Genomic DNA, 18,250 nt, shown 5'->3' with positions numbered 1-18,250 from the left:
CAAATATCTAAACGTAACACTTGACAACCCTGTGAAGAAAAGCGTATTTGCGCACGCGACCAAATCACTTACTCGTCAAAAGCTTGCCTTTATACCGTAAAAGGTAGTGGCAACTTAAGAGTGATATTATCGGCAGAAAGTTCCGCTTTATAAGCGATAACTTCTACCCCCCGGTGTTGTGCCTCATTCAATAATCGTGCGTATTCCTCGTCAATATGGCGTGCCGGAGAAAAATGTTCAACGGCGGAGTGCAGAACGGCAAACAGAATTACCGCGCGATCGCCGTTGGCCGCGACGCTCATTAATTCCCGTAAATGCTTCTGCCCACGCAGGGTGACGGCATCCGGGAAGTAGCCTGACTGCTGCTCGGCGAGCGTGACCGATTTCACTTCAATATAGCAGTTGCGCCGGTCATCCGCCTGTAACAGAAAATCAATTCTGCTACCTTCCGCACCATATTTTACTTCGCTTTTCAGCGCGCTATATCCGCTGAGTTCAGGCACCTGGTCAGCAAGTATTGCTTCTTTTGTCAGCATATTTGCCCGCTGAGTATTGACGCAAATAAATGCCCCCTGTTGGGTTTGGGATAATTCCCACGTATGGGCATATTTGCGCTTAGGATTATTCGACGTGGAATACCAGACCGTGTCGCCTGGCGTCGCGCAACCGGTCATCGCACCGGTATTCGGGCAATGCAGCGTGAGGGTTTCCCCTTCAGGCGTGATCACATCCGCAAGAAAACGTTTATAACGCTGAATCAGCGTGGCGGATTTAAGCGGCGGGGAAAAATCCATGGAAAATCCTTATTTTTTAAGCGTCCAGCGATGCAACTGCGTGTAGCGGGTTCGACCCTGGATAAATTGTGATTCATACAATGCGAACGCCGTCACCGGAAACGACCAGTGAAAACCCGGCGGTGGGATCGTGACAGCGTGGCTGGCATCGCGCAGTAGCGTAATGTGCGGGTGAAACGGCTGCGGGTTTTGGTAACATCCGCTGCGGGACGCCTGGGCGCGGAGCATATCCGCCAGTTGCAGCAGCCCACGCGGCGGCTGGCGTGAACCGAGCCAGACGACGCGCGAACGCAGCCATTGCCCGGCATCATCCAGCGTGAGCGTGAAAACGGGCTGGCGTATCCGGCCGGCCAGCGCTTCCAGTGCGCGCTGTTTTTCCGCGCTGATTTCGCCGAGAAACGCCAGCGTCAGATGCAGATTCGCCGCTGCAATCGGCCGCCCCGCATCCGGCGGGAACTGTTGCGCACGCCATTGCACCACCTGCGTCTGAATATCCGCAGGGAGTTCAAGGGCGAAAAACAGCCTTTTTGGTTCAGACATGGCGGGCTCGAGGTCAAAGGTTTACGGCGATGTTATACTGCTGGCCGGCTTATGTTAACCCTCCGGAGCTTTTGTGTCCTCACTGCCAGTCGCCGCCGTTCTGCCCGACATTCTTTCTGCCCTGCGCACCGCGCCACAGGTGCTGTTAAGCGCACCCACCGGCGCAGGGAAATCGACCTGGTTGCCGTTGCAGCTGCTGCAACAAGGCGACATTACTGGCCGTATTTTGCTGCTTGAGCCGCGTCGGCTGGCGGCGCGCAATGTGGCACAGCGGCTGGCGGAGCTGCTGGATGAAAAGCCAGGCGAAACCGTGGGGTACCGGATGCGTGCGGAAACCTGCGTGGGGCCAAATACCCGGCTCGAAGTCGTGACGGAAGGCATATTAACGCGGCTGGTTCAGCAAGATCCGGAACTCAGCGGTGTGGGACTGGTGATCCTCGATGAATTTCATGAGCGCAGCCTGCAAGCGGATCTCGCTCTGGCATTGCTGTTAGACGTGCAGCAAGGGCTGCGCGATGACCTCAAACTGCTGGTGATGTCGGCAACGCTCGATAATGCCCGTTTGCAGGCGTTGTTGCCTGAGGCCCCGACCATTGTGTCTGAAGGGCGGGCGTACCCCGTTGAGCAGCGTTATCAACCGTTGCCTTCTCATCTTCGTTTTGATGAAGCCGTCGCCCAGGCGACCGCTGAATTACTGCGTAATGAACCCGGTTCGCTGCTGCTGTTTTTACCGGGCGTCGGGGAAATCCAGCGTGTGCAGGAGCAACTGGCTTCCCGTGTCGGCAGCGATGTTCTCCTCTGCCCACTTTATGGTGCGCTGCCGCTCAATGAGCAGCGCAAAGCCATTTTGCCCGCGCCCGTCGGGCAGCGAAAAGTAGTGCTAGCGACTAATATCGCCGAAACCAGTTTGACCATTGAAGGCATTCGCCTGGTGGTGGATAGCGCCCAGGAGCGCGTCGCGCGGTTTGATGCCCGCAGCGGTTTAACCCGGCTGGTGACGCAGCGCATTAGTGTTGCTTCGATGACGCAGCGTGCCGGACGTGCCGGTCGTCTTGAGCCTGGCATTTGTGTGCATTTACTGAGTAAAGAGCAGGCGGAACGCGCGGCGGCGCAGAGCAGCCCTGAAATAGTGAGTAGTGATTTATCCGGACTGTTAATGGAATTAATCCAGTGGGGATGCCAGGATCCTGCCCAGCTCAAATGGTTGGATCTGCCGCCAGCGGTGAATCTCGCGGCGGCGCGCAAGCTGCTCAGCCAGTTGCAGGCGCTTGAGGACGGGCGACTGACGCCGTTTGGGCAGCGCATGGCGGCGCCCGGTAACGATCCGCGCCTGGCTGCGATGCTGGCGGCGGCAAATGGTCGCGATGAAATTGCCACGGCGGCGAAGCTGGCGGCGATTCTGGAAGTGCCACCACGCGGCGCAAACAGTGACTTGAGCGCGGCGTTTTCACGCAACCAGCCGAACTGGCAGCAGCGCGCGCGCCAGCTGGCTCGCCGCCTGAAAAGCAGCGATGGCGAGCCGGACAACACCGTACTTGCGCCGTTGCTGGCAAGCGCCTTTGCCGATCGCATTGCCCGCCGGCGCGGACAGGAAGGTCGCTATCAACTGGCGAACGGCATGGGCGCAACGCTGGACGCCGATGATGCGCTCAACCGTCACGAATGGCTGATAGCACCACTGCTGTTGCAGGGTAGCGCATCACCGGATGCACGGATTTTGCTGGCGCTGCCGCTGGATATCGACGCGCTTGTCACTCGCTGCCCACATTTATTGCAGCAGTCCGACACGGTTGAGTGGGACGAGGTGCAGGGCACGTTAAAAGCCTTTCGCCGCAGCCAGATAGGCCAATTGACATTAAAAGTACAACCGCTGGCGAAACCCTCCGAAGAGGAGTTGCATCGGGCGATGCTGAACGGTATCCGTGATAAAGGCTTGCGCGTGCTGAACTGGACGTCGGACGCCGAGCAACTGCGTTTGCGTCTGCATTGTGCGGCGAAGTGGCTGCCGGAAGTGGGCTGGCCAGCGGTCGATGAGGCTTCGTTGCTGGAGAACCTTGAGCAGTGGTTATTGCCGCAAATGAGCGGTATTCGTTCGCTGCGTGAGCTGAAAGCGCTCGATTTAAGCCAGGCGTTACAAAATGCGATGCCGTGGTCATTACGTCAACGTCTGGATAGTGAGCTGCCTGCGCATTACACTGTGCCGACGGGAAGCCGGATAGCGATTCGTTATCACGAAGATAACCCGCCGGCGCTGGCGGTGCGCATGCAAGAGATGTTTGGCGAAGCGACAACGCCTGTCATCGCGCAAGGGCGCGTGGCGCTGGTGCTGGAGCTGCTTTCCCCTGCGCAACGTCCGCTGCAAATCACCCGTGATTTAAGCGCGTTTTGGGCAGGCGCGTATCGCGAAGTGCAAAAAGAGATGAAAGGGCGCTACCCGAAGCATGTCTGGCCGGACGATCCGGCCAATACGGCACCGACGCGGCGCACTAAAAAGTATTCGTAACAGGGATGGGCTTTTCGCCATCGAACCGTGCGATAAATTGAGAGATTTCTTCTTCTGCCCCGGTGCGGAAGAGTTGAGAATCAGGCCCTTGCGCCTGAAAGTTGCGGAGAGTAAAGCATGGCGGGGAATGACCGCGAGCCAATTGGACGCAAGGGTAAACCAGCGCGTCCGGCGAAAGAGAAAATCAGCCGTCGTCGACTTCGGGAAGAGGAGTACGACGAGTATGAAGATGACGATGAAGACGAGGAACCGATGCCGAAAAAAGGAAGAGGCAAAGGCAAGAAGCCACGCGGCAAACGCGGCTGGTTCTGGCTGCTGTTAAAAATTGCCATCGTTCTGGCCGTGCTGTGCGCCATTTATGGCGTGTATCTGGATCAAAAAATCCGTGCCCGTATCGACGGAAAAGTCTGGCAACTGCCTGCCGCGGTGTATGGCCGTATGGTCAACCTCGAACCGGATATGGCAATCAGTAAAAACGAGATGGTGAAACTGCTGGAAGCCACGCAGTACCGCCAGGTGACGAAGATGACGCGTCCCGGCGAGTTTACTGTGCAGGCGAAAAGCATTGAGATGATCCGCCGTCCATTTGATTTCCCGGACAGTAAAGAGGGGCAGGTGCGTGCGCGTCTGACCTTTGACGGCTCTCGTCTGGAAACCATCGAGAATATGGACAGCAACCGCCAGTTCGGTTTCTTCCGCCTCGATCCACGCCTGATCACCATGCTCTCTTCGCCTAATGGCGAGCAGCGTTTGTTCGTGCCGCGCAATGGATTCCCGGATCTGCTGGTGGATACGCTGCTGGCGACCGAAGACCGCCACTTTTACGAGCACGACGGCATCAGCTTTTACTCCATTGGCCGTGCGGTGCTGGCGAACCTGACCGCCGGACGCACCGTGCAGGGGGCGAGTACGCTGACGCAGCAGCTGGTGAAAAACCTGTTCCTCAGCAGCGAGCGCTCCTACTGGCGTAAAGCCAACGAAGCCTATATGGCGCTGATTATGGATGCCCGCTACAGCAAAGATCGTATTCTTGAGCTGTATATGAACGAGGTTTACCTCGGTCAGAGCGGCGACAACGAGATCCGCGGTTTCCCGCTGGCGAGCCTCTACTATTTTGGCCGCCCGGTGGAAGAGCTGAGCCTTGATCAGCAGGCATTGCTGGTGGGGATGGTTAAAGGTGCGTCAATCTATAACCCGTGGCGTAACCCGAAACTGGCGCTGGAGCGTCGTAACCTGGTGCTGCGCTTGCTGCAACAGCAGAACGTTATCGACCAGGAGCTGTATGACATGCTGAGCGCGCGCCCGCTCGGCGTGCAGCCGCGCGGCGGGGTGATTTCACCGCAGCCAGCGTTTATGCAGATGGTGCGTCAGGAGTTGCAAGCGAAGCTCGGTGATAAAGTGAAAGATCTCTCCGGCGTGAAGATCTTCACCACTTTTGATTCCGTGGCGCAGGACGCCGCCGAAAAAGCCGCCGTGGAAGGTATTCCGCTGCTGATCAAGCAGCGCAAGCTGACCGATCTTGAAACGGCAATGGTGGTGGTCGACCGTTACACCGGTGAAGTGCGCGCAATGGTCGGCGGTGCGACGCCGCAATTCGCGGGTTATAACCGTGCGATGCAGGCGCGCCGCTCCATTGGTTCGCTGGCGAAACCGGCAACCTACCTGACGGCGCTGAGCCAGCCGAACATCTATCGCCTGAATACCTGGATTGCCGATGCGCCGATTTCACTGCGCTTGTCTAACGGCCAGGTGTGGGCACCGCAGAACGATGACCGTCGTTTTAGCGGCCAGGTGATGCTGGTCGATGCGCTGACCCGGTCGATGAACGTACCGACGGTGAACCTCGGGATGGCGGTTGGGTTGCCTGCGGTGACGGACACCTGGCAGAAACTCGGCGCGCCGAAAGATCAGCTGACCGGCATGCCGTCTATGCTGCTTGGTGCGCTGAACCTGACGCCAATTGAAGTGGCGCAGGCTTTCCAGACCATCGCCAGCGGCGGTAACCGCGCACCACTTTCCGCGCTGCGTTCGGTTATTGCTGAAGATGGCACGGTGCTGTATCAGAGCTTCCCGCAGGCCGAGCGTGCCGTACCGGCGCAGGCGGCGTACATGACGCTGTGGACGATGCAGCAGGTTGTCCAGCGCGGCACTGGTCGCCAGCTTGGCGCGAAGTATCCGGGCCTGCATCTGGCGGGTAAAACCGGTACTACCAACAACAACGTCGATACCTGGTTTGCGGGAATCGATGGGCGCGAAGTGACCATTACCTGGGTTGGTCGCGATAATAACCAGCCGACGAAGCTGTACGGTGCCAGCGGCGCGATGGCGATTTACCAGCGTTATCTGGAAAACCAGTCGCCGATACCGCTGGATCTGACGCCGCCGGAAGACATCACCAATATGGGGGTTGATGACATGGGTAATTTCGTTTGCGGCGGTGGCGGTGTGCGCCAGCTTCCGGTCTGGACGACCAGCCCGGAAACGCTGTGCCAGCAAAACCAGGTGCAGCCGCAAACCGGTAACCCGTTTGATCAGTCCCAGCAGCCGCAGCAACCCGCGCAGCAGCAGCCTCAACAGCCGCCGCAGCAGGAGCAGAAAAGCGATGGTGTCGCAGGCTGGATCAAAGAGATGTTCGGCGGTAACTAACTTTCTGCCGTGACAAAACCTGAAACCTCCGATGGCAACATCGGGGGTTTTTTAACGCCCTAAACATGCAAATAACGTTGTAATAAACCCCTGTTAACCACCTGCTTTTCGTCTGGTTATTTCTTCATCCTTCAGGCCGTTTCAGGCGGCTTACTGCTTGCTATGCGCACAGCGCTTCGCATATTATGCTGCGGTCATAATAATAATTCTCGTTTACGTTATCGTTCACTCATTTGAATCAGAGATAAACTAATGGCGCGTCCTAACACTGCTCAGCCAGTCAACACTACGCTGCGTAAAATCGCGGTTGTAGTAGCCACAGCGGTTAGCGGCATGTCTGTTTACGCACAGGCTGCAACAACCCAAAAAGAAGAAACCATCACCGTTACCACCAGCGCCGCTCCGCAGGAAAGCGCATGGGGACCGGCGGCGACCATCGCCGCGAAACACACGGCGACGGCAACAAAAACCGATATGCCGCTGGAGAAAACGCCGCAATCCATCTCGGTGGTGACCAGCGAGGAGATCGCGCTGCATCAGCCGAAATCCGTGAAAGAAGCCCTCAGTTATACGCCGGGTGTCGCTGTCGGTACGCGTGGCGCCTCCAATACCTATGACTACCTGATTATTCGTGGTTTTGCCGCCGACGGGCAGAGCCAGAACAACTACCTCGACGGTTTGAAGATGCAGGGCAACTTCTATAACGACGCGGTAATTGATCCTTACATGGTTGAGCGTGCGGAAATTCTGCGCGGCCCCACTTCCGTGCTGTACGGAAAAAGCAGCCCGGGCGGCCTGTTGAATATGGTCAGCAAGCGCCCGACCACCACGCCGCTGTATGAAGTACAGTTTAAAGCCGGCACCAATAACCTGTTCCAGACCGGCTTTGATTTTAGCGACGCGCTGGATGATGACGGTGTTTTCTCCTACCGCTTAACCGGGCTGGCGCGTTCTGCTAACGCACAGCAGGAAGGGGCAAAAGAACAGCGCTACACCATTGCGCCATCGTTTAGCTGGCGTCCTGATGACAAGACCAACTTCACTTTCTTGTCCTATTTCCAGAACGAGCCGGATACCGGTTATTACGGTTGGTTGCCGAAAGAGGGTACCGTTGAGCCGCTGCCAAACGGCAAGCGTTTATCGACCGATTTCAACGAAGGTGCGAAGAACAACACCTATTCGCGTAATGAGAAAATGGTGGGTTACAGCTTCGAACACGCGTTCGACGACACCTTTACCGTGCGCCAGAATCTGCGTTACGCGCAAAATAAAACCTCGCAAAACAGCGTGTACGGTTATGGCATGTGCTCGGATCCACTCTATTCCGGCAATCCATCAACCAGCCCGTGTGCAGGTATCGCCCAGTCTGAATGGGGACACTACCTGACGCGCCAGTACGTGATTGATAGCGAGAAATTGGAGAACTTCTCTGTTGATACGCAACTGCAAAGCACCTTCTCCACCGGTGATATCGATCATATCCTGCTGACCGGTGTCGACTACATGCGTATGCGCAATGACATCAATTCATGGTTTGGTTATGCCGGTTCTGTTGCGCCGTCGGATATTTACAATCTGGATCGCAGCGATTTCGACTTCGACGCGCATTCCACGCCTTCCGGTGCGTATCAGATCCTGAACCGCCAGCAGCAAACGGGGCTTTATGCTCAGGATCAGGCGCAGTGGGATAAAGTGCTGGTGACGCTGGGCGGACGTTACGATTGGGCTAAACAGAGCGCGTACAACCGCACCTCCGACACCACAACGAAACGCGACGATAACCAGTTCACCTGGCGCGGTGGCGTTAATTACCTGTTCGACAACGGCGTAACGCCGTATTTCAGCTACAGCGAATCGTTCGAACCGGCGTCCACTTCAGGGGCGAGCGGTGCGATCTTCGCGCCGTCGAAAGGCAAGCAATACGAAGCCGGTGTGAAATACAGCCCCAAAGATCGTCCTGTTGTGTTGACCGGCGCGGTCTATCAGCTCACCAAGAGCAACAACCTGATGGCCGATCCAGCAGGTTCTTTCTGGTCGGTTGAAGGCGGTGAAATTCGCGCGCGCGGCGTTGAAATCGAAGCCAAAGCGGCGCTGTCAGCCAACCTGAATATGGTCGGTTCTTACACCTATACGCAGGCGGAATACACTACCGACACCAATTACAAAGGCAACACCCCGGCGCAGGTGCCAAAACACATGGCATCGCTGTGGGGCGACTACACCTTCTACGACGGCGCGCTCTCGGGCCTGACATTAGGCACCGGCGCTCGCCTGACGGGTTCCAGCTATGGCGATCCGGCGAACTCCTTCAAGGTGGGTAGCTACACGGTTGTCGATGCGCTGGTTCGTTACGATCTGGCTCGCTTCGGTATGGCTGGCTCCAACGTGGCGGTCCACGTCAACAACCTGCTCGATCGTGAATACGTCGCAAGCTGCTTTAACACTTACGGCTGCTTCTGGGGCGCAGAACGCCAGGTGGTGGCGACGGCAACCTTCCGCTTCTAATCTCTCTTCGGGCACGGTTCGCCGTGCCCATTTATAAGTTGGCAATCATGCAGGAAAACAACGCGCTTCCCGATACCACCTTTCAACTCAGCGATGTCACCTTTCGTGTGCCCGGTCGCACGCTGCTGCACCCGCTGTCGCTGACCTTTCCGGTGGGTAAAGTCACTGGTTTGATTGGCCACAACGGCTCCGGAAAATCCACATTGCTGAAAATGCTTGGCCGCCACCAGCCGCCCTCGGACGGTGATATTTTGCTGGATGGGCAGCCGCTCGCTAGCTGGAGCAGCAAAGCCTTTGCCCGCAAAGTGGCCTACTTGCCGCAGCAGTTGCCGCAGGCGGAAGGGATGACGGTTCGTGAACTGGTGGCGATTGGCCGCTACCCGTGGCACGGGGCGTTGGGGCGCTTTGGCATTGCCGACAGAGAAAAAGTGGAAGAAGCGATTGCGCTGGTGGGCTTAAAACCGCTGGCGCACCGCCTGGTCGATAGCCTCTCCGGCGGCGAACGCCAGCGCGCGTGGATCGCCATGCTGGTGGCGCAGGACAGCCGCTGCCTGCTGCTGGATGAACCTACCTCGGCGCTGGACATCGCCCATCAGGTGGATGTGCTGGCGCTGGTGCACCGCTTGAGCCAGCAGCGCGGGCTGACGGTGATTGCCGTGCTGCACGATATCAATATGGCGGCGCGGTATTGCGATTATCTGGTGGCGCTGCGCGGTGGTGAGATGATCGCCGAAGGCACGCCGGACGTATTAATGCGCGCCGAAACGCTGGAACACATTTACGGCATCCCGATGGGGATCCTGCCGCATCCTGCGGGGGCAGCACCGGTGAGTTTTGTCTACTGATGGCTGGATTACATCACATTAGCCGTCGTCGCTTACTGACGGCGATGGCGCTCTCTCCCCTGTTGTGGAACATGCGCAGCGCGCACGCCGCGGCGATCGATCCGACGCGCATTGTCGCGCTGGAGTGGTTGCCGGTTGAATTGCTGCTGGCGCTCGGCATCGCGCCTTATGGCGTTGCGGATGTGCAGAGTTACAACTTGTGGGTCAACGAGCCTGCGTTGCCCGCTTCGGTGATTGACGTTGGGCTGCGTACCGAGCCGAATCTCGAATTGCTGACGCAAATGAAACCCTCCTGGCTGGTATGGTCGGCAGGTTATGGCCCTTCCGAAGCGAAGCTGGCGCAAATCGCGCCGGGGCGCGGCTTCACGTTTAGCGATGGCAAAAAGCCGCTCGCCATGGCGAAGCACTCGTTAAACGAGATGGCGCAGATCCTCAATCTGGAAACCGCCGCGAAAAAACATCTCGACGAATTTGATGCCCTCATTGAAGCGCGAAAACCGCATTTTGCACGTCGCGGCGATCGTCCTTTATTGATGATCACCTTGCTCGACCCGCGCCATGTGCTGGCGTTTGGGCCGAACTGCCTGTTCCAGGAAGTGCTCGATAGCGTGGGCATTCGTAACGCCTGGCACGGCGAAACCTCTTTCTGGGGCAGCGTGGCGGTGGGTATCGATCGGCTGGCGGAATACAAAGACGTTGATGTTATCTGTTTCGATCACGGTAACGAGCAGGATATGCAAAAACTGATGGCGACGCCGTTGTGGCAGGCGATGCCCTTCGTGCGTGCCGGGCGTTTCCAGCGGGTGCCGGCGGTCTGGTTTTATGGCGCGACGCTGTCGGCGATGCATTTTACCCGCGTGCTGGATAATGCGCTGGGAGGCCGGGCATGAACCGACGTGTTTCGCCTTTTCCCGCGTTGCTGCTGACGGTGCTTTTTATCGCCGCCGCCGTGCTTAGCTGGAACAATTTAACCGTCGCTTTGCCGCGCGCGCAGTGGGCGCAGGCCTTCGTCGCGCCGGACATCAACCTTATCGATCAGATGCTGTTTCACTACAGCCTGTTGCCGCGTCTGGTGATTTCTCTGCTGGTCGGTGCCGGGCTTGGCCTGGTCGGTGTGCTGTTTCAGCAGGTGCTGCGGAACCCGCTTGCCGAACCGACAACGCTGGGCGTGGCAACCGGGGCGCAACTGGGCATCACCATTACCACGCTGTGGTCGATCCCCGGCGTGCTGGCTTCACAGTTTGCCGCGCTTGCCGGGGCATGTGCAGTCGGCGCGCTGGTGTTTGGCGTGGCCTGGGGAAAGCGTTTGTCGCCGGTGACGCTGATCCTCGCCGGTCTGGTGGTGAGCCTCTATTGCGGGGCGATTAACCAACTGCTGGCGCTGTTCCATCACGATCAACTACAAAGCATGTTTTTATGGAGCACCGGGACGCTAACGCAAACCGACTGGAGCATCGTGCAGCGTTTGTGGCCGCAGCTGCTTGGTTGTGCGGTGTTAACGCTGCTGCTGTTGCGCCCGCTAACGCTGATGGGGCTGGATGACGGCGTTGCGCGTAATCTTGGCCTGGCGCTGTCGCTGGCGCGCCTGGCGGCCCTGACGCTGGCGATTGCGTTGAGTGCGTTGCTGGTCAATGCGGTCGGCATTATCGGTTTTATCGGCCTGTTTGCGCCGCTGCTGGCGAAAATGCTCGGCGCGCGTCGCTTGTTGTCGCGCTTGCTGCTGGCACCGCTGATTGGCGCGCTGATCCTCTGGCTCTCCGATCAAGTTATCTGGTGGCTGACTCGCGTGTGGATGGAAGTTTCCACCGGTTCGATCACTGCGCTGATTGGCGCGCCGCTGCTGTTGTGGTTGTTGCCGCGCCTGCGCAGCATGAGCGCACCCGCGATGGACGCCGGAGATAACGTGGCGGCTGAGCGCCAGCACATTCAGTGGTTTGCGCTGGGCGGTTTCGTACTTCTGTTGCTGGCGATGGGGTTAGCGCTGACGTTCGGGCGTGACGCGACAGGCTGGCATTTTGCCAGTGGACAGTTGCTCGACGAATTGATGCCGTGGCGCTGGCCGCGCATTGTCGCTGCGCTCACCGCCGGCGTGATGCTGGCGGTGGCGGGTTGTATTATTCAGCGCCTGACCGGCAACCCGATGGCCAGCCCGGAAGTGCTGGGGATAAGCTCAGGCGCGGCGTTTGGCGTGGTATTGATGTTGTTCTTCGTACCGGGTAACGCGTTTGGCTGGCTGATGCCCGCCGGGAGCCTGGGGGCCGCGGTGACGTTGCTGATTATCATGGTTGCCGCCGGGCGCGGTGGCTTTTCGCCGCACCGCATGCTGCTGGCAGGGATGGCGTTGAGCACGGCGTTTACCATGTTGTTGATGATGTTACAGGCAAGCGGTGACCCGCGCATGGCAAAGATCCTGACGTGGATTTCCGGCAGCACTTACAATGCCTCAGGCGAACAGGTTTGGCGTACTGGCGTGATGATGGTGATGTTGCTGGCGCTGACACCGCTGTGTCGCCGCTGGTTAACGATCTTACCGCTCGGTGGTGATACCGCGCGTTCAGTCGGGATGGCGCTGACACCGTCGCGCGTCGGCCTGCTGTTACTGGCGGCAGCGCTCACGGCAACGGCGACCATGACCATTGGCCCGCTGAGTTTTGTTGGCCTGATGGCACCGCATATCGCGCGGATGATGGGGTTTCGTCGCACAATGCCGCATATGGTGATTTCAGCGCTGGTGGGGGGAGTACTGCTGGTGTTTGCTGACTGGTGCGGGCGGATGCTGCTGTTTCCGTTTCAGATCCCCGCCGGGTTGCTGTCGACCTTTATCGGCGCGCCATATTTTATCTATTTGCTGAGAAAGCAGAGCCGCTAAAAGAGAGCCTCTCCCGCCGGGGAGAGGCTTTGCCGATTACAATTTGGCGAACACGCGACGTGCAGCGTCGATGGTGTTGTCAATATCCTCTTCGCTATGCGCGACAGACATAAAGCCCGCTTCAAACGCCGACGGCGCAAGGTATACGCCTTCTTCCAGCATCAAATGGAAGAAGCGTTTAAAACGTTCTACGTCGCACTTCACCACATCCTGATAGCTGGTCACGCTTTCGGCATCGGTAAAGAACAGACCAAACATCCCACCGACATGGTTGACCACCAGTGGAATGCCGGCTTCCTGCGCGGCATCCAGCAGACCGTTGGCCAGTTGCGTGGTCAGTTCGGTCAGCGTGGCGTGAATGCCCGGCTGGGCGACTTCGGTTAAACAGGCATAGCCTGCCGCCATGGCAATCGGGTTACCGGAGAGCGTACCCGCCTGGTAGACCGGGCCGGTAGGTGCCAGCGCGTCCATCACCTCGCGACGCCCGCCAAATGCGCCGACCGGCATGCCGCCACCGATAATTTTGCCAAGGCAAGTCAGATCCGGTGTCACACCGTAATAATCCTGTGCACCCGCCAGCGCGACGCGAAAACCAGTCATTACTTCATCAATAATCAGCAGCGCACCGAACTCATCGCACAGCGCGCGCAGGCCCGGCAGGAATTCCGGCAGCGGCGGCACGCAGTTCATGTTTCCGGCGACCGGTTCGACGATGATACAGGCGATATCCTGCGGATATTGCTCAAACGCCGCGCGTACCGAGCTGAGATCGTTATACGTGCAGGTCAGGGTGTGTTTAGCGAAATCGGCCGGAACGCCCGGTGAGTTCGGCTGACCGAGCGTCAGCGCACCGGAACCGGCTTTCACCAGCAGGCAGTCGGCGTGGCCGTGGTAGCAGCCTTCGAATTTGATAATTTTATCGCGGTCGGTAAACCCGCGCGCCAGACGAATAGCGCTCATTGTCGCTTCGGTGCCAGAGTTCACCATGCGCACCATATCCATGGTCGGCACCAGTTCAGTGACCAGCTGCGCCATTTTGACTTCCATTTCGGTAGGCGCGCCAAAGCTCAGGCCGCGGCTGGCCGCTTCGATCACCGCGTTGCGAATTGCCGGGTGGTTGTGACCGAGCACCATAGGGCCCCAGGAACCGACGTAATCGATATAGGCTTTGCCGTCGACATCATACAAATAAGCACCGTCAGCACGCTCGATAAACAGCGGCGTACCGCCCACGCCGGTAAAGGCGCGTACCGGTGAGTTCACACCGCCCGGGATAAGCTCACGCGCTGCGTTATAGAGGTTTTCAGACTTACTCATGCTTTTCATTCCTGGTTCGTGGAAAAATCAATGCCGGTCATTCTATGTGATTACGGGAATGTTATGAAAGTTTTGCCCCGGTGAAACGACATATTTTGCAGGGATTTTACCCGCGACGCGCCGAGGCTTGCCGGGTAAAATGCCCCTTTTGTATTACTTATCGAAAATCAATGTCAGCGCAAATCCCTTCATTTGAACAGCAGCAGGTTGAGCAACGGCGACGCCGCAACATCATGCGCCAGATGCTGCAACGCGATAAAACGCCACTGGCGATTTTGCTGGTTGCCGCCGTCGCGGGCGCAGTCACAGGATTAGTGGGCGTCTTTTTTGAAAAAGCCGTGAATGCGGTGTTGAACGCACGTATTGGCGCGCTGGCGCAGATGGCGGACAGCGCACTGGTGTGGCCGCTGGCATTTATTGGCTCGGCAGTGCTGGCGATGATTGGCTATTTTCTGGTGCGGCGATTCGCGCCCGAAGCCGGCGGCTCGGGGATCCCGGAAATTGAAGGTGCGCTGGAGGAACTGCGTCCGGTGCGCTGGTGGCGAGTCTTACCGGTTAAGTTTTTCGGCGGGATGGGAACACTTGGCGCGGGCATGGTGCTGGGGCGGGAAGGGCCGACCGTGCAGATCGGCGGCAATATCGGGCGCATGATGAGCGATCTGTTTCGCCTGCGCAGCGGTGAAGCACGTCATACGTTGCTGGCGACCGGCGCGGCAGCCGGGCTTTCTGCCGCGTTTAATGCGCCGCTGGCGGGTATTCTTTTCATCATTGAAGAGATGCGTTCGCAGTTTCATTACAACCTGATCTCAATTAAAGCCGTGTTCACCGGCGTGATTATGTCGAGCATTGTCTTTCGCGTGTTTAACGGCGAGGCGGCGGTAATTGACGTCGGTAAGCTCAGCAATGCGCCGGTTAATACACTGTGGCTCTATCTGGTGTTGGGCATGATTTTTGGCGGCATCGGACCGCTATTTAACACGCTGGTGTTGCGCACCCAGGATCTGTTTCAGCGTATCCACGGCGGGCATACCGGGAAATGGGTGCTGATTGGCGGTATCATCGGCGGTTGTTGTGGCGTGCTTGGGTTGATTGCACCTGCGCTTTCCGGCGGGGGTTTTGCGCTTATCCCGATTGCGACCGCCGGAAACTATACCGTTGGCGCACTGCTGTTTATTTTCCTGATTCGTGTGGCAACCACGTTACTCTGTTTTAGCTCTGGCGCGCCGGGCGGCATATTTGCGCCGATGCTGGCGCTTGGCACGGTATTAGGCATGGCGTTTGGCAGCGCGAGTGCCGCGATTTTTCCGCATTATCAGCTCGATGCGGGGACATTTGCCATTGCCGGAATGGGCGCATTACTGGCCGCGTCGCTGCGTGCGCCGCTGACCGGCATCGTGCTAGTTCTGGAAATGACTGACAATTATCAGCTTATTTTGCCAATGATCATTACCTGTCTTGGTGCGACACTGTTAGCACAGTTTTTGGGCGGAAAACCGCTCTATTCCGCGATCCTGGCACGTACGCTTGCCAGGCAGGATGCGGCTCGCGAACGCGAGTTGCCGCGGGAGAATACTTGAACGATTTAGTAGCGTATTGGATAATAGCTGAAAAGGTCGGGTTACTATTTGACCAGATCGCAGTATCAACGGGAGCAAGACATGAGTGATGACGTAGCGTTGCCGCTGCAGTTTACCGACGCAGCAGCCAACAAAGTAAAAAACCTGATTGCGGACGAAGATAACCCAAATCTGAAGCTGCGTGTCTACATCACCGGTGGTGGTTGCAGCGGCTTCCAGTATGGTTTTACCTTTGACGATCAAATCAACGATGGTGATATGACCATTGAGAAGCAGGGCGTTGGCCTGGTGGTTGACCCGATGAGCCTGCAATATCTGGTTGGCGGTTCAGTCGATTACACCGAAGGTCTGGAAGGTTCCCGCTTTGTGGTGACTAACCCGAATGCGACCAGCACTTGTGGTTGCGGCTCTTCATTCAGTATTTAATGAATCCTTCATATATAAAAAGCCGTGTCAGTAACACGGCTTTTTTGTTATCTGCCTGATTCATCCAGCGCAAACGTGGGTAACTTCAGGTGCCAGCGAATCGCCGCCAGCCTGATAACCAGCGTGACCACCATGCCCAGCATACTTGCCGTTTCCAGCGCTACGGCAAAGAAGTGATACGCCGTTGCATGCACAATGCCACCCGCAATACAGGCGGTGGCGTAGATTTCGGTACGCAGGATCATCGGCACTTCGCGCGCCAGCACGTCACGAATGATACCGCCACCAACACCGGTTACCACGCCCATACAAATCGCCACCAGCGGGCCGGTTTCGGCGAGAAAGGCTTTATTCACGCCAATACCGACAAACACCGCCAGCCCGACGGCATCCAGTACCGGTAATATCCATTTCGGCAAGCGGCGCGGCTGGCGTACCAGCACAATGGTCAACATGCAGGTCACCATCGCCACCACTAAATCCGTTGGATCTTTAACCCAGAACACCGGGCCGTGCGCCAGCGCCATATCACGGATCGTCCCGCCACCAACGGCGGTCACGACGCCGAGTACCAGCACACCAAACGGATCCATTCGCAGTTTTCCCGCCAGCAGAACGCCTGATATAGCAAATACGGCGGTGCCGATAATATCCAGCCAGTAAACCAGCATGGTGAATTCCCCGGTTATTTCACCTGCGCAAGGGCAGTGCAGAGTTGTTGAGCGGCGAGGATAATACGCGGGCTTGCCCGTTCAAACCAGTCACCGTGCAGAGAAATAATCGGTACATTGAGCTGATTTCGCCAGAACTGTTCGATTCGCGGGATCTCTTTTTCATCGCCTGCCACCACGATCGCCTGCGGCTGGCGCGCCAGCACCTGTTCACGGCTCACTTGTGGCCAGGGAACTCGGCTGGCGGCAAAGATGTTTTCCCCACCGCACAGCTCCAGCACCTGGTTTTGAATCGAGCCTTTTCCGCTGGTAAACAGCGGCTGCGCGCCAAATTGCAGGAACACACGCTTTTTCGGCAGGCTGGCGTAGCGGGTTTTCAATTCGTTGTACTGGGAAAGCAGCTTCTGCGCCGCCTGTTCCGCCTGCTGCGGATGCGGGCTATATGCTTTGAGCTTACGCAGCGTCTCGATGACCTGCTCAATGGTGATCGCATCCACCCACATCACGGTGATACCGAATTGCTTGAGCTGATTCACCTGACGTTCGGTGTTGCCGCCACGCCATGCCAGCACCAGATCCGGTTTCAGCGCGACAATACGTTCCAGATTCATCCCTTGCCAGCTTGCCACCTGCTCAATCTGCGCGGCTTGTGGCGGGTAATCGGAATAGCTACTGACGCCGACAGGCGTAATGCCCGCAGCGAAAAGCAGTTCGGTATTGGCTGGCGAAAGTGAGATAACACGCGGCGCGGCGAAAAGCCACGCCGGAAGCAGAATAAGCAGGGCGGCAAGCGCCCTGAAAAGAGAGTTAACCACGCGCCAGTTTCTGTACCAGGGTTTCAACCATTAGGCTGGATTGCTTCGCAGCCACAACCAGGAATTCGTCGAAGCTCAGGTGGGATTCCTGATCCGCCACGTCGGAAATAGCGCGAACCACCACAAACGGTACGCTGTAGTTATGGCAAACGTGCGCGATGGCGGTCGCTTCCATCTCAACGGCGATCGCCTGCGGGAAGTTATGGCGGATTTTCGCCAGGCCTTCGGCACCGTTAATAAAGGCATCTCCGCTCACAATAAGGCCGCGTACGGCATGCAGGTTCAGCTCACCAATGCAGGCTTCTGCTGCGGCAATCAGGTTGTCATCCGCTTTGAAACCCGCCGGGCAACCGGGTAATTGACCAATATCATAGCCAAAAGCGGTCACGTCAGCATCGTGATAACGCGCTTCGTCGGAAACCACGATATCGCCCACTTTCAGCGTTGCTGCAAGGCCACCGGCGGAACCGGTGTTGATAATCACATCCGGCTGGCAGCGCTCCAGCAGCAGCGTCGCGCCCATGGCGGCAGCCACTTTACCAATGCCGGATTTCAGTAGCGCAACCTCTGTACCATTCAGCGTACCGGTGTAGATTTCGCTCCCGCCGACGTTCAGCGTCTGACGGTTCTCGATTTTGTCACGCAGCAGCGTAACTTCTTCTTCCATTGCACCAATAATGCCAATTTTCATGGAGATACTCGCTAATGTGATAAGACAGGATTACGTTTTCAGGGCATAGTC

The 18,250-nt window shown here is 57.6% G+C and carries 14 protein-coding genes; 8 read left to right on the top strand and 6 right to left on the bottom strand.

The genetic code is table 11. The annotated features are described in order from the left end of the window. Positions 1–89: 89 nt before the first annotated feature. Both sfsA and thpR read right to left on the bottom strand, forming a co-directional pair. Positions 90–794 carry a DNA/RNA nuclease SfsA gene (sfsA, locus tag O3S68_RS18990; protein ID WP_020456588.1) on the bottom strand — a complete coding sequence of 235 codons (705 nt, stop codon included), beginning with the start codon at positions 792–794 and terminating at the stop codon, positions 90–92. A gap of 9 nt (positions 795–803) precedes the next feature. After that, positions 804–1,334 carry an RNA 2',3'-cyclic phosphodiesterase gene (gene thpR / locus O3S68_RS18985; RefSeq protein ID WP_269232219.1) on the bottom strand — a complete coding sequence of 177 codons (531 nt, stop codon included), beginning with the start codon at positions 1,332–1,334 and terminating at the stop codon, positions 804–806. A gap of 73 nt (positions 1,335–1,407) precedes the next feature. Here thpR and hrpB point away from each other — a divergent pair, with 73 nt between their 5' ends. From hrpB to fhuB, 6 genes are all read left to right on the top strand, one after another. Beyond that, positions 1,408–3,837 (top strand): ATP-dependent helicase HrpB, encoded by a 2,430-nt coding sequence (gene hrpB, locus O3S68_RS18980; RefSeq protein ID WP_269232218.1) that lies wholly within the window; start codon positions 1,408–1,410, stop codon positions 3,835–3,837. 117 nt (positions 3,838–3,954) lie between these two features. Beyond that, positions 3,955–6,483: a bifunctional glycosyl transferase/transpeptidase gene (mrcB, locus tag O3S68_RS18975; protein ID WP_017457976.1), complete on the top strand. Its 2,529-nt coding sequence runs from the start codon at positions 3,955–3,957 to the stop codon at positions 6,481–6,483. 252 nt (positions 6,484–6,735) lie between these two features. Continuing rightward, positions 6,736–8,988, top strand: a complete 2,253-nt coding sequence (gene fhuA / locus O3S68_RS18970; RefSeq protein WP_269232217.1) for a ferrichrome porin FhuA — start codon at positions 6,736–6,738, stop codon at positions 8,986–8,988. Positions 8,989–9,035: 47 nt separating this feature from the next. After that, positions 9,036–9,833 (top strand): Fe3+-hydroxamate ABC transporter ATP-binding protein FhuC, encoded by a 798-nt coding sequence (gene fhuC / locus O3S68_RS18965; protein WP_269232216.1) that lies wholly within the window; start codon positions 9,036–9,038, stop codon positions 9,831–9,833. Beyond that, the gene (gene fhuD, locus O3S68_RS18960; protein ID WP_269232215.1) at positions 9,833–10,723 is read left to right on the top strand and encodes a Fe(3+)-hydroxamate ABC transporter substrate-binding protein FhuD; all 891 of its coding nucleotides are present in this window, start codon (positions 9,833–9,835) and stop codon (positions 10,721–10,723) included. Before fhuC ends, fhuD begins: the two co-directional genes overlap by 1 nt. Continuing rightward, positions 10,720–12,702, top strand: coding sequence for a Fe(3+)-hydroxamate ABC transporter permease FhuB (gene fhuB, locus O3S68_RS18955; RefSeq protein ID WP_269232214.1), 1,983 nt, complete (start codon positions 10,720–10,722; stop codon positions 12,700–12,702). The genes fhuD and fhuB overlap by 4 nt, the downstream gene beginning before the upstream one ends. Before the next feature lie 36 nt (positions 12,703–12,738). Here the strand turns inward: fhuB and hemL are convergent, their stop codons facing one another. Then, positions 12,739–14,019, bottom strand: coding sequence for a glutamate-1-semialdehyde 2,1-aminomutase (hemL, locus tag O3S68_RS18950; RefSeq protein ID WP_269232213.1), 1,281 nt, complete (start codon positions 14,017–14,019; stop codon positions 12,739–12,741). Between the two features lie 170 nt (positions 14,020–14,189). Between hemL and clcA the strand changes: the two genes are divergently transcribed. Then, entirely contained in the window at positions 14,190–15,596 is a 1,407-nt protein-coding gene (clcA, locus tag O3S68_RS18945) for a H(+)/Cl(-) exchange transporter ClcA (protein WP_269232212.1), read from the top strand. 81 nt (positions 15,597–15,677) lie between these two features. Further along, on the top strand, positions 15,678–16,022 hold the full coding sequence (gene erpA, locus O3S68_RS18940) for an iron-sulfur cluster insertion protein ErpA (RefSeq protein WP_017457984.1): 345 nt from the start codon (positions 15,678–15,680) through the stop codon (positions 16,020–16,022). Positions 16,023–16,069: 47 nt separating this feature from the next. Here erpA and O3S68_RS18935 read toward each other — a convergent pair whose 3' ends face one another. Genes O3S68_RS18935 through mtnN form a run of 3 tightly spaced genes read right to left on the bottom strand, consistent with a single transcriptional unit; the run spans position 16,070 to position 18,199 of the window. Further along, positions 16,070–16,693 carry a TRIC cation channel family protein gene (locus O3S68_RS18935; RefSeq protein ID WP_269232211.1) on the bottom strand — a complete coding sequence of 208 codons (624 nt, stop codon included), beginning with the start codon at positions 16,691–16,693 and terminating at the stop codon, positions 16,070–16,072. 14 nt (positions 16,694–16,707) lie between these two features. Continuing rightward, positions 16,708–17,508, bottom strand: a complete 801-nt coding sequence (btuF, locus tag O3S68_RS18930) for a vitamin B12 ABC transporter substrate-binding protein BtuF (RefSeq protein WP_269232210.1) — start codon at positions 17,506–17,508, stop codon at positions 16,708–16,710. After that, positions 17,501–18,199, bottom strand: coding sequence for a 5'-methylthioadenosine/S-adenosylhomocysteine nucleosidase (gene mtnN / locus O3S68_RS18925; protein WP_045512009.1), 699 nt, complete (start codon positions 18,197–18,199; stop codon positions 17,501–17,503). The genes btuF and mtnN overlap by 8 nt, the downstream gene beginning before the upstream one ends. Positions 18,200–18,250 lie beyond the last annotated feature (51 nt).

Origin of the sequence: Kosakonia sp. SOY2 (genome assembly GCF_027109175.1) — a bacterium.
In the GTDB taxonomy this organism is placed as follows: domain Bacteria; phylum Pseudomonadota; class Gammaproteobacteria; order Enterobacterales; family Enterobacteriaceae; genus Kosakonia.
Note: the sequence above shows the minus strand (reverse complement) of the source record. Positions and strands in the feature narration are given on the sequence as shown.

Coding starts and splice junctions, on each gene's coding strand:
- sfsA (WP_020456588.1), bottom strand. CDS start 794: ATGGATTTTTCCCCGCCGCTTAAATCCGCCACGCTGATTCAGCGTTAT.
- thpR (WP_269232219.1), bottom strand. CDS start 1,334: ATGTCTGAACCAAAAAGGCTGTTTTTCGCCCTTGAACTCCCTGCGGAT.
- mrcB (WP_017457976.1), top strand. CDS start 3,955: ATGGCGGGGAATGACCGCGAGCCAATTGGACGCAAGGGTAAACCAGCG.
- fhuA (WP_269232217.1), top strand. CDS start 6,736: ATGGCGCGTCCTAACACTGCTCAGCCAGTCAACACTACGCTGCGTAAA.
- fhuC (WP_269232216.1), top strand. CDS start 9,036: ATGCAGGAAAACAACGCGCTTCCCGATACCACCTTTCAACTCAGCGAT.
- fhuD (WP_269232215.1), top strand. CDS start 9,833: ATGGCTGGATTACATCACATTAGCCGTCGTCGCTTACTGACGGCGATG.
- fhuB (WP_269232214.1), top strand. CDS start 10,720: ATGAACCGACGTGTTTCGCCTTTTCCCGCGTTGCTGCTGACGGTGCTT.
- hemL (WP_269232213.1), bottom strand. CDS start 14,019: ATGAGTAAGTCTGAAAACCTCTATAACGCAGCGCGTGAGCTTATCCCG.
- clcA (WP_269232212.1), top strand. CDS start 14,190: ATGTCAGCGCAAATCCCTTCATTTGAACAGCAGCAGGTTGAGCAACGG.
- erpA (WP_017457984.1), top strand. CDS start 15,678: ATGAGTGATGACGTAGCGTTGCCGCTGCAGTTTACCGACGCAGCAGCC.
- O3S68_RS18935 (WP_269232211.1), bottom strand. CDS start 16,693: ATGCTGGTTTACTGGCTGGATATTATCGGCACCGCCGTATTTGCTATA.
- mtnN (WP_045512009.1), bottom strand. CDS start 18,199: ATGAAAATTGGCATTATTGGTGCAATGGAAGAAGAAGTTACGCTGCTG.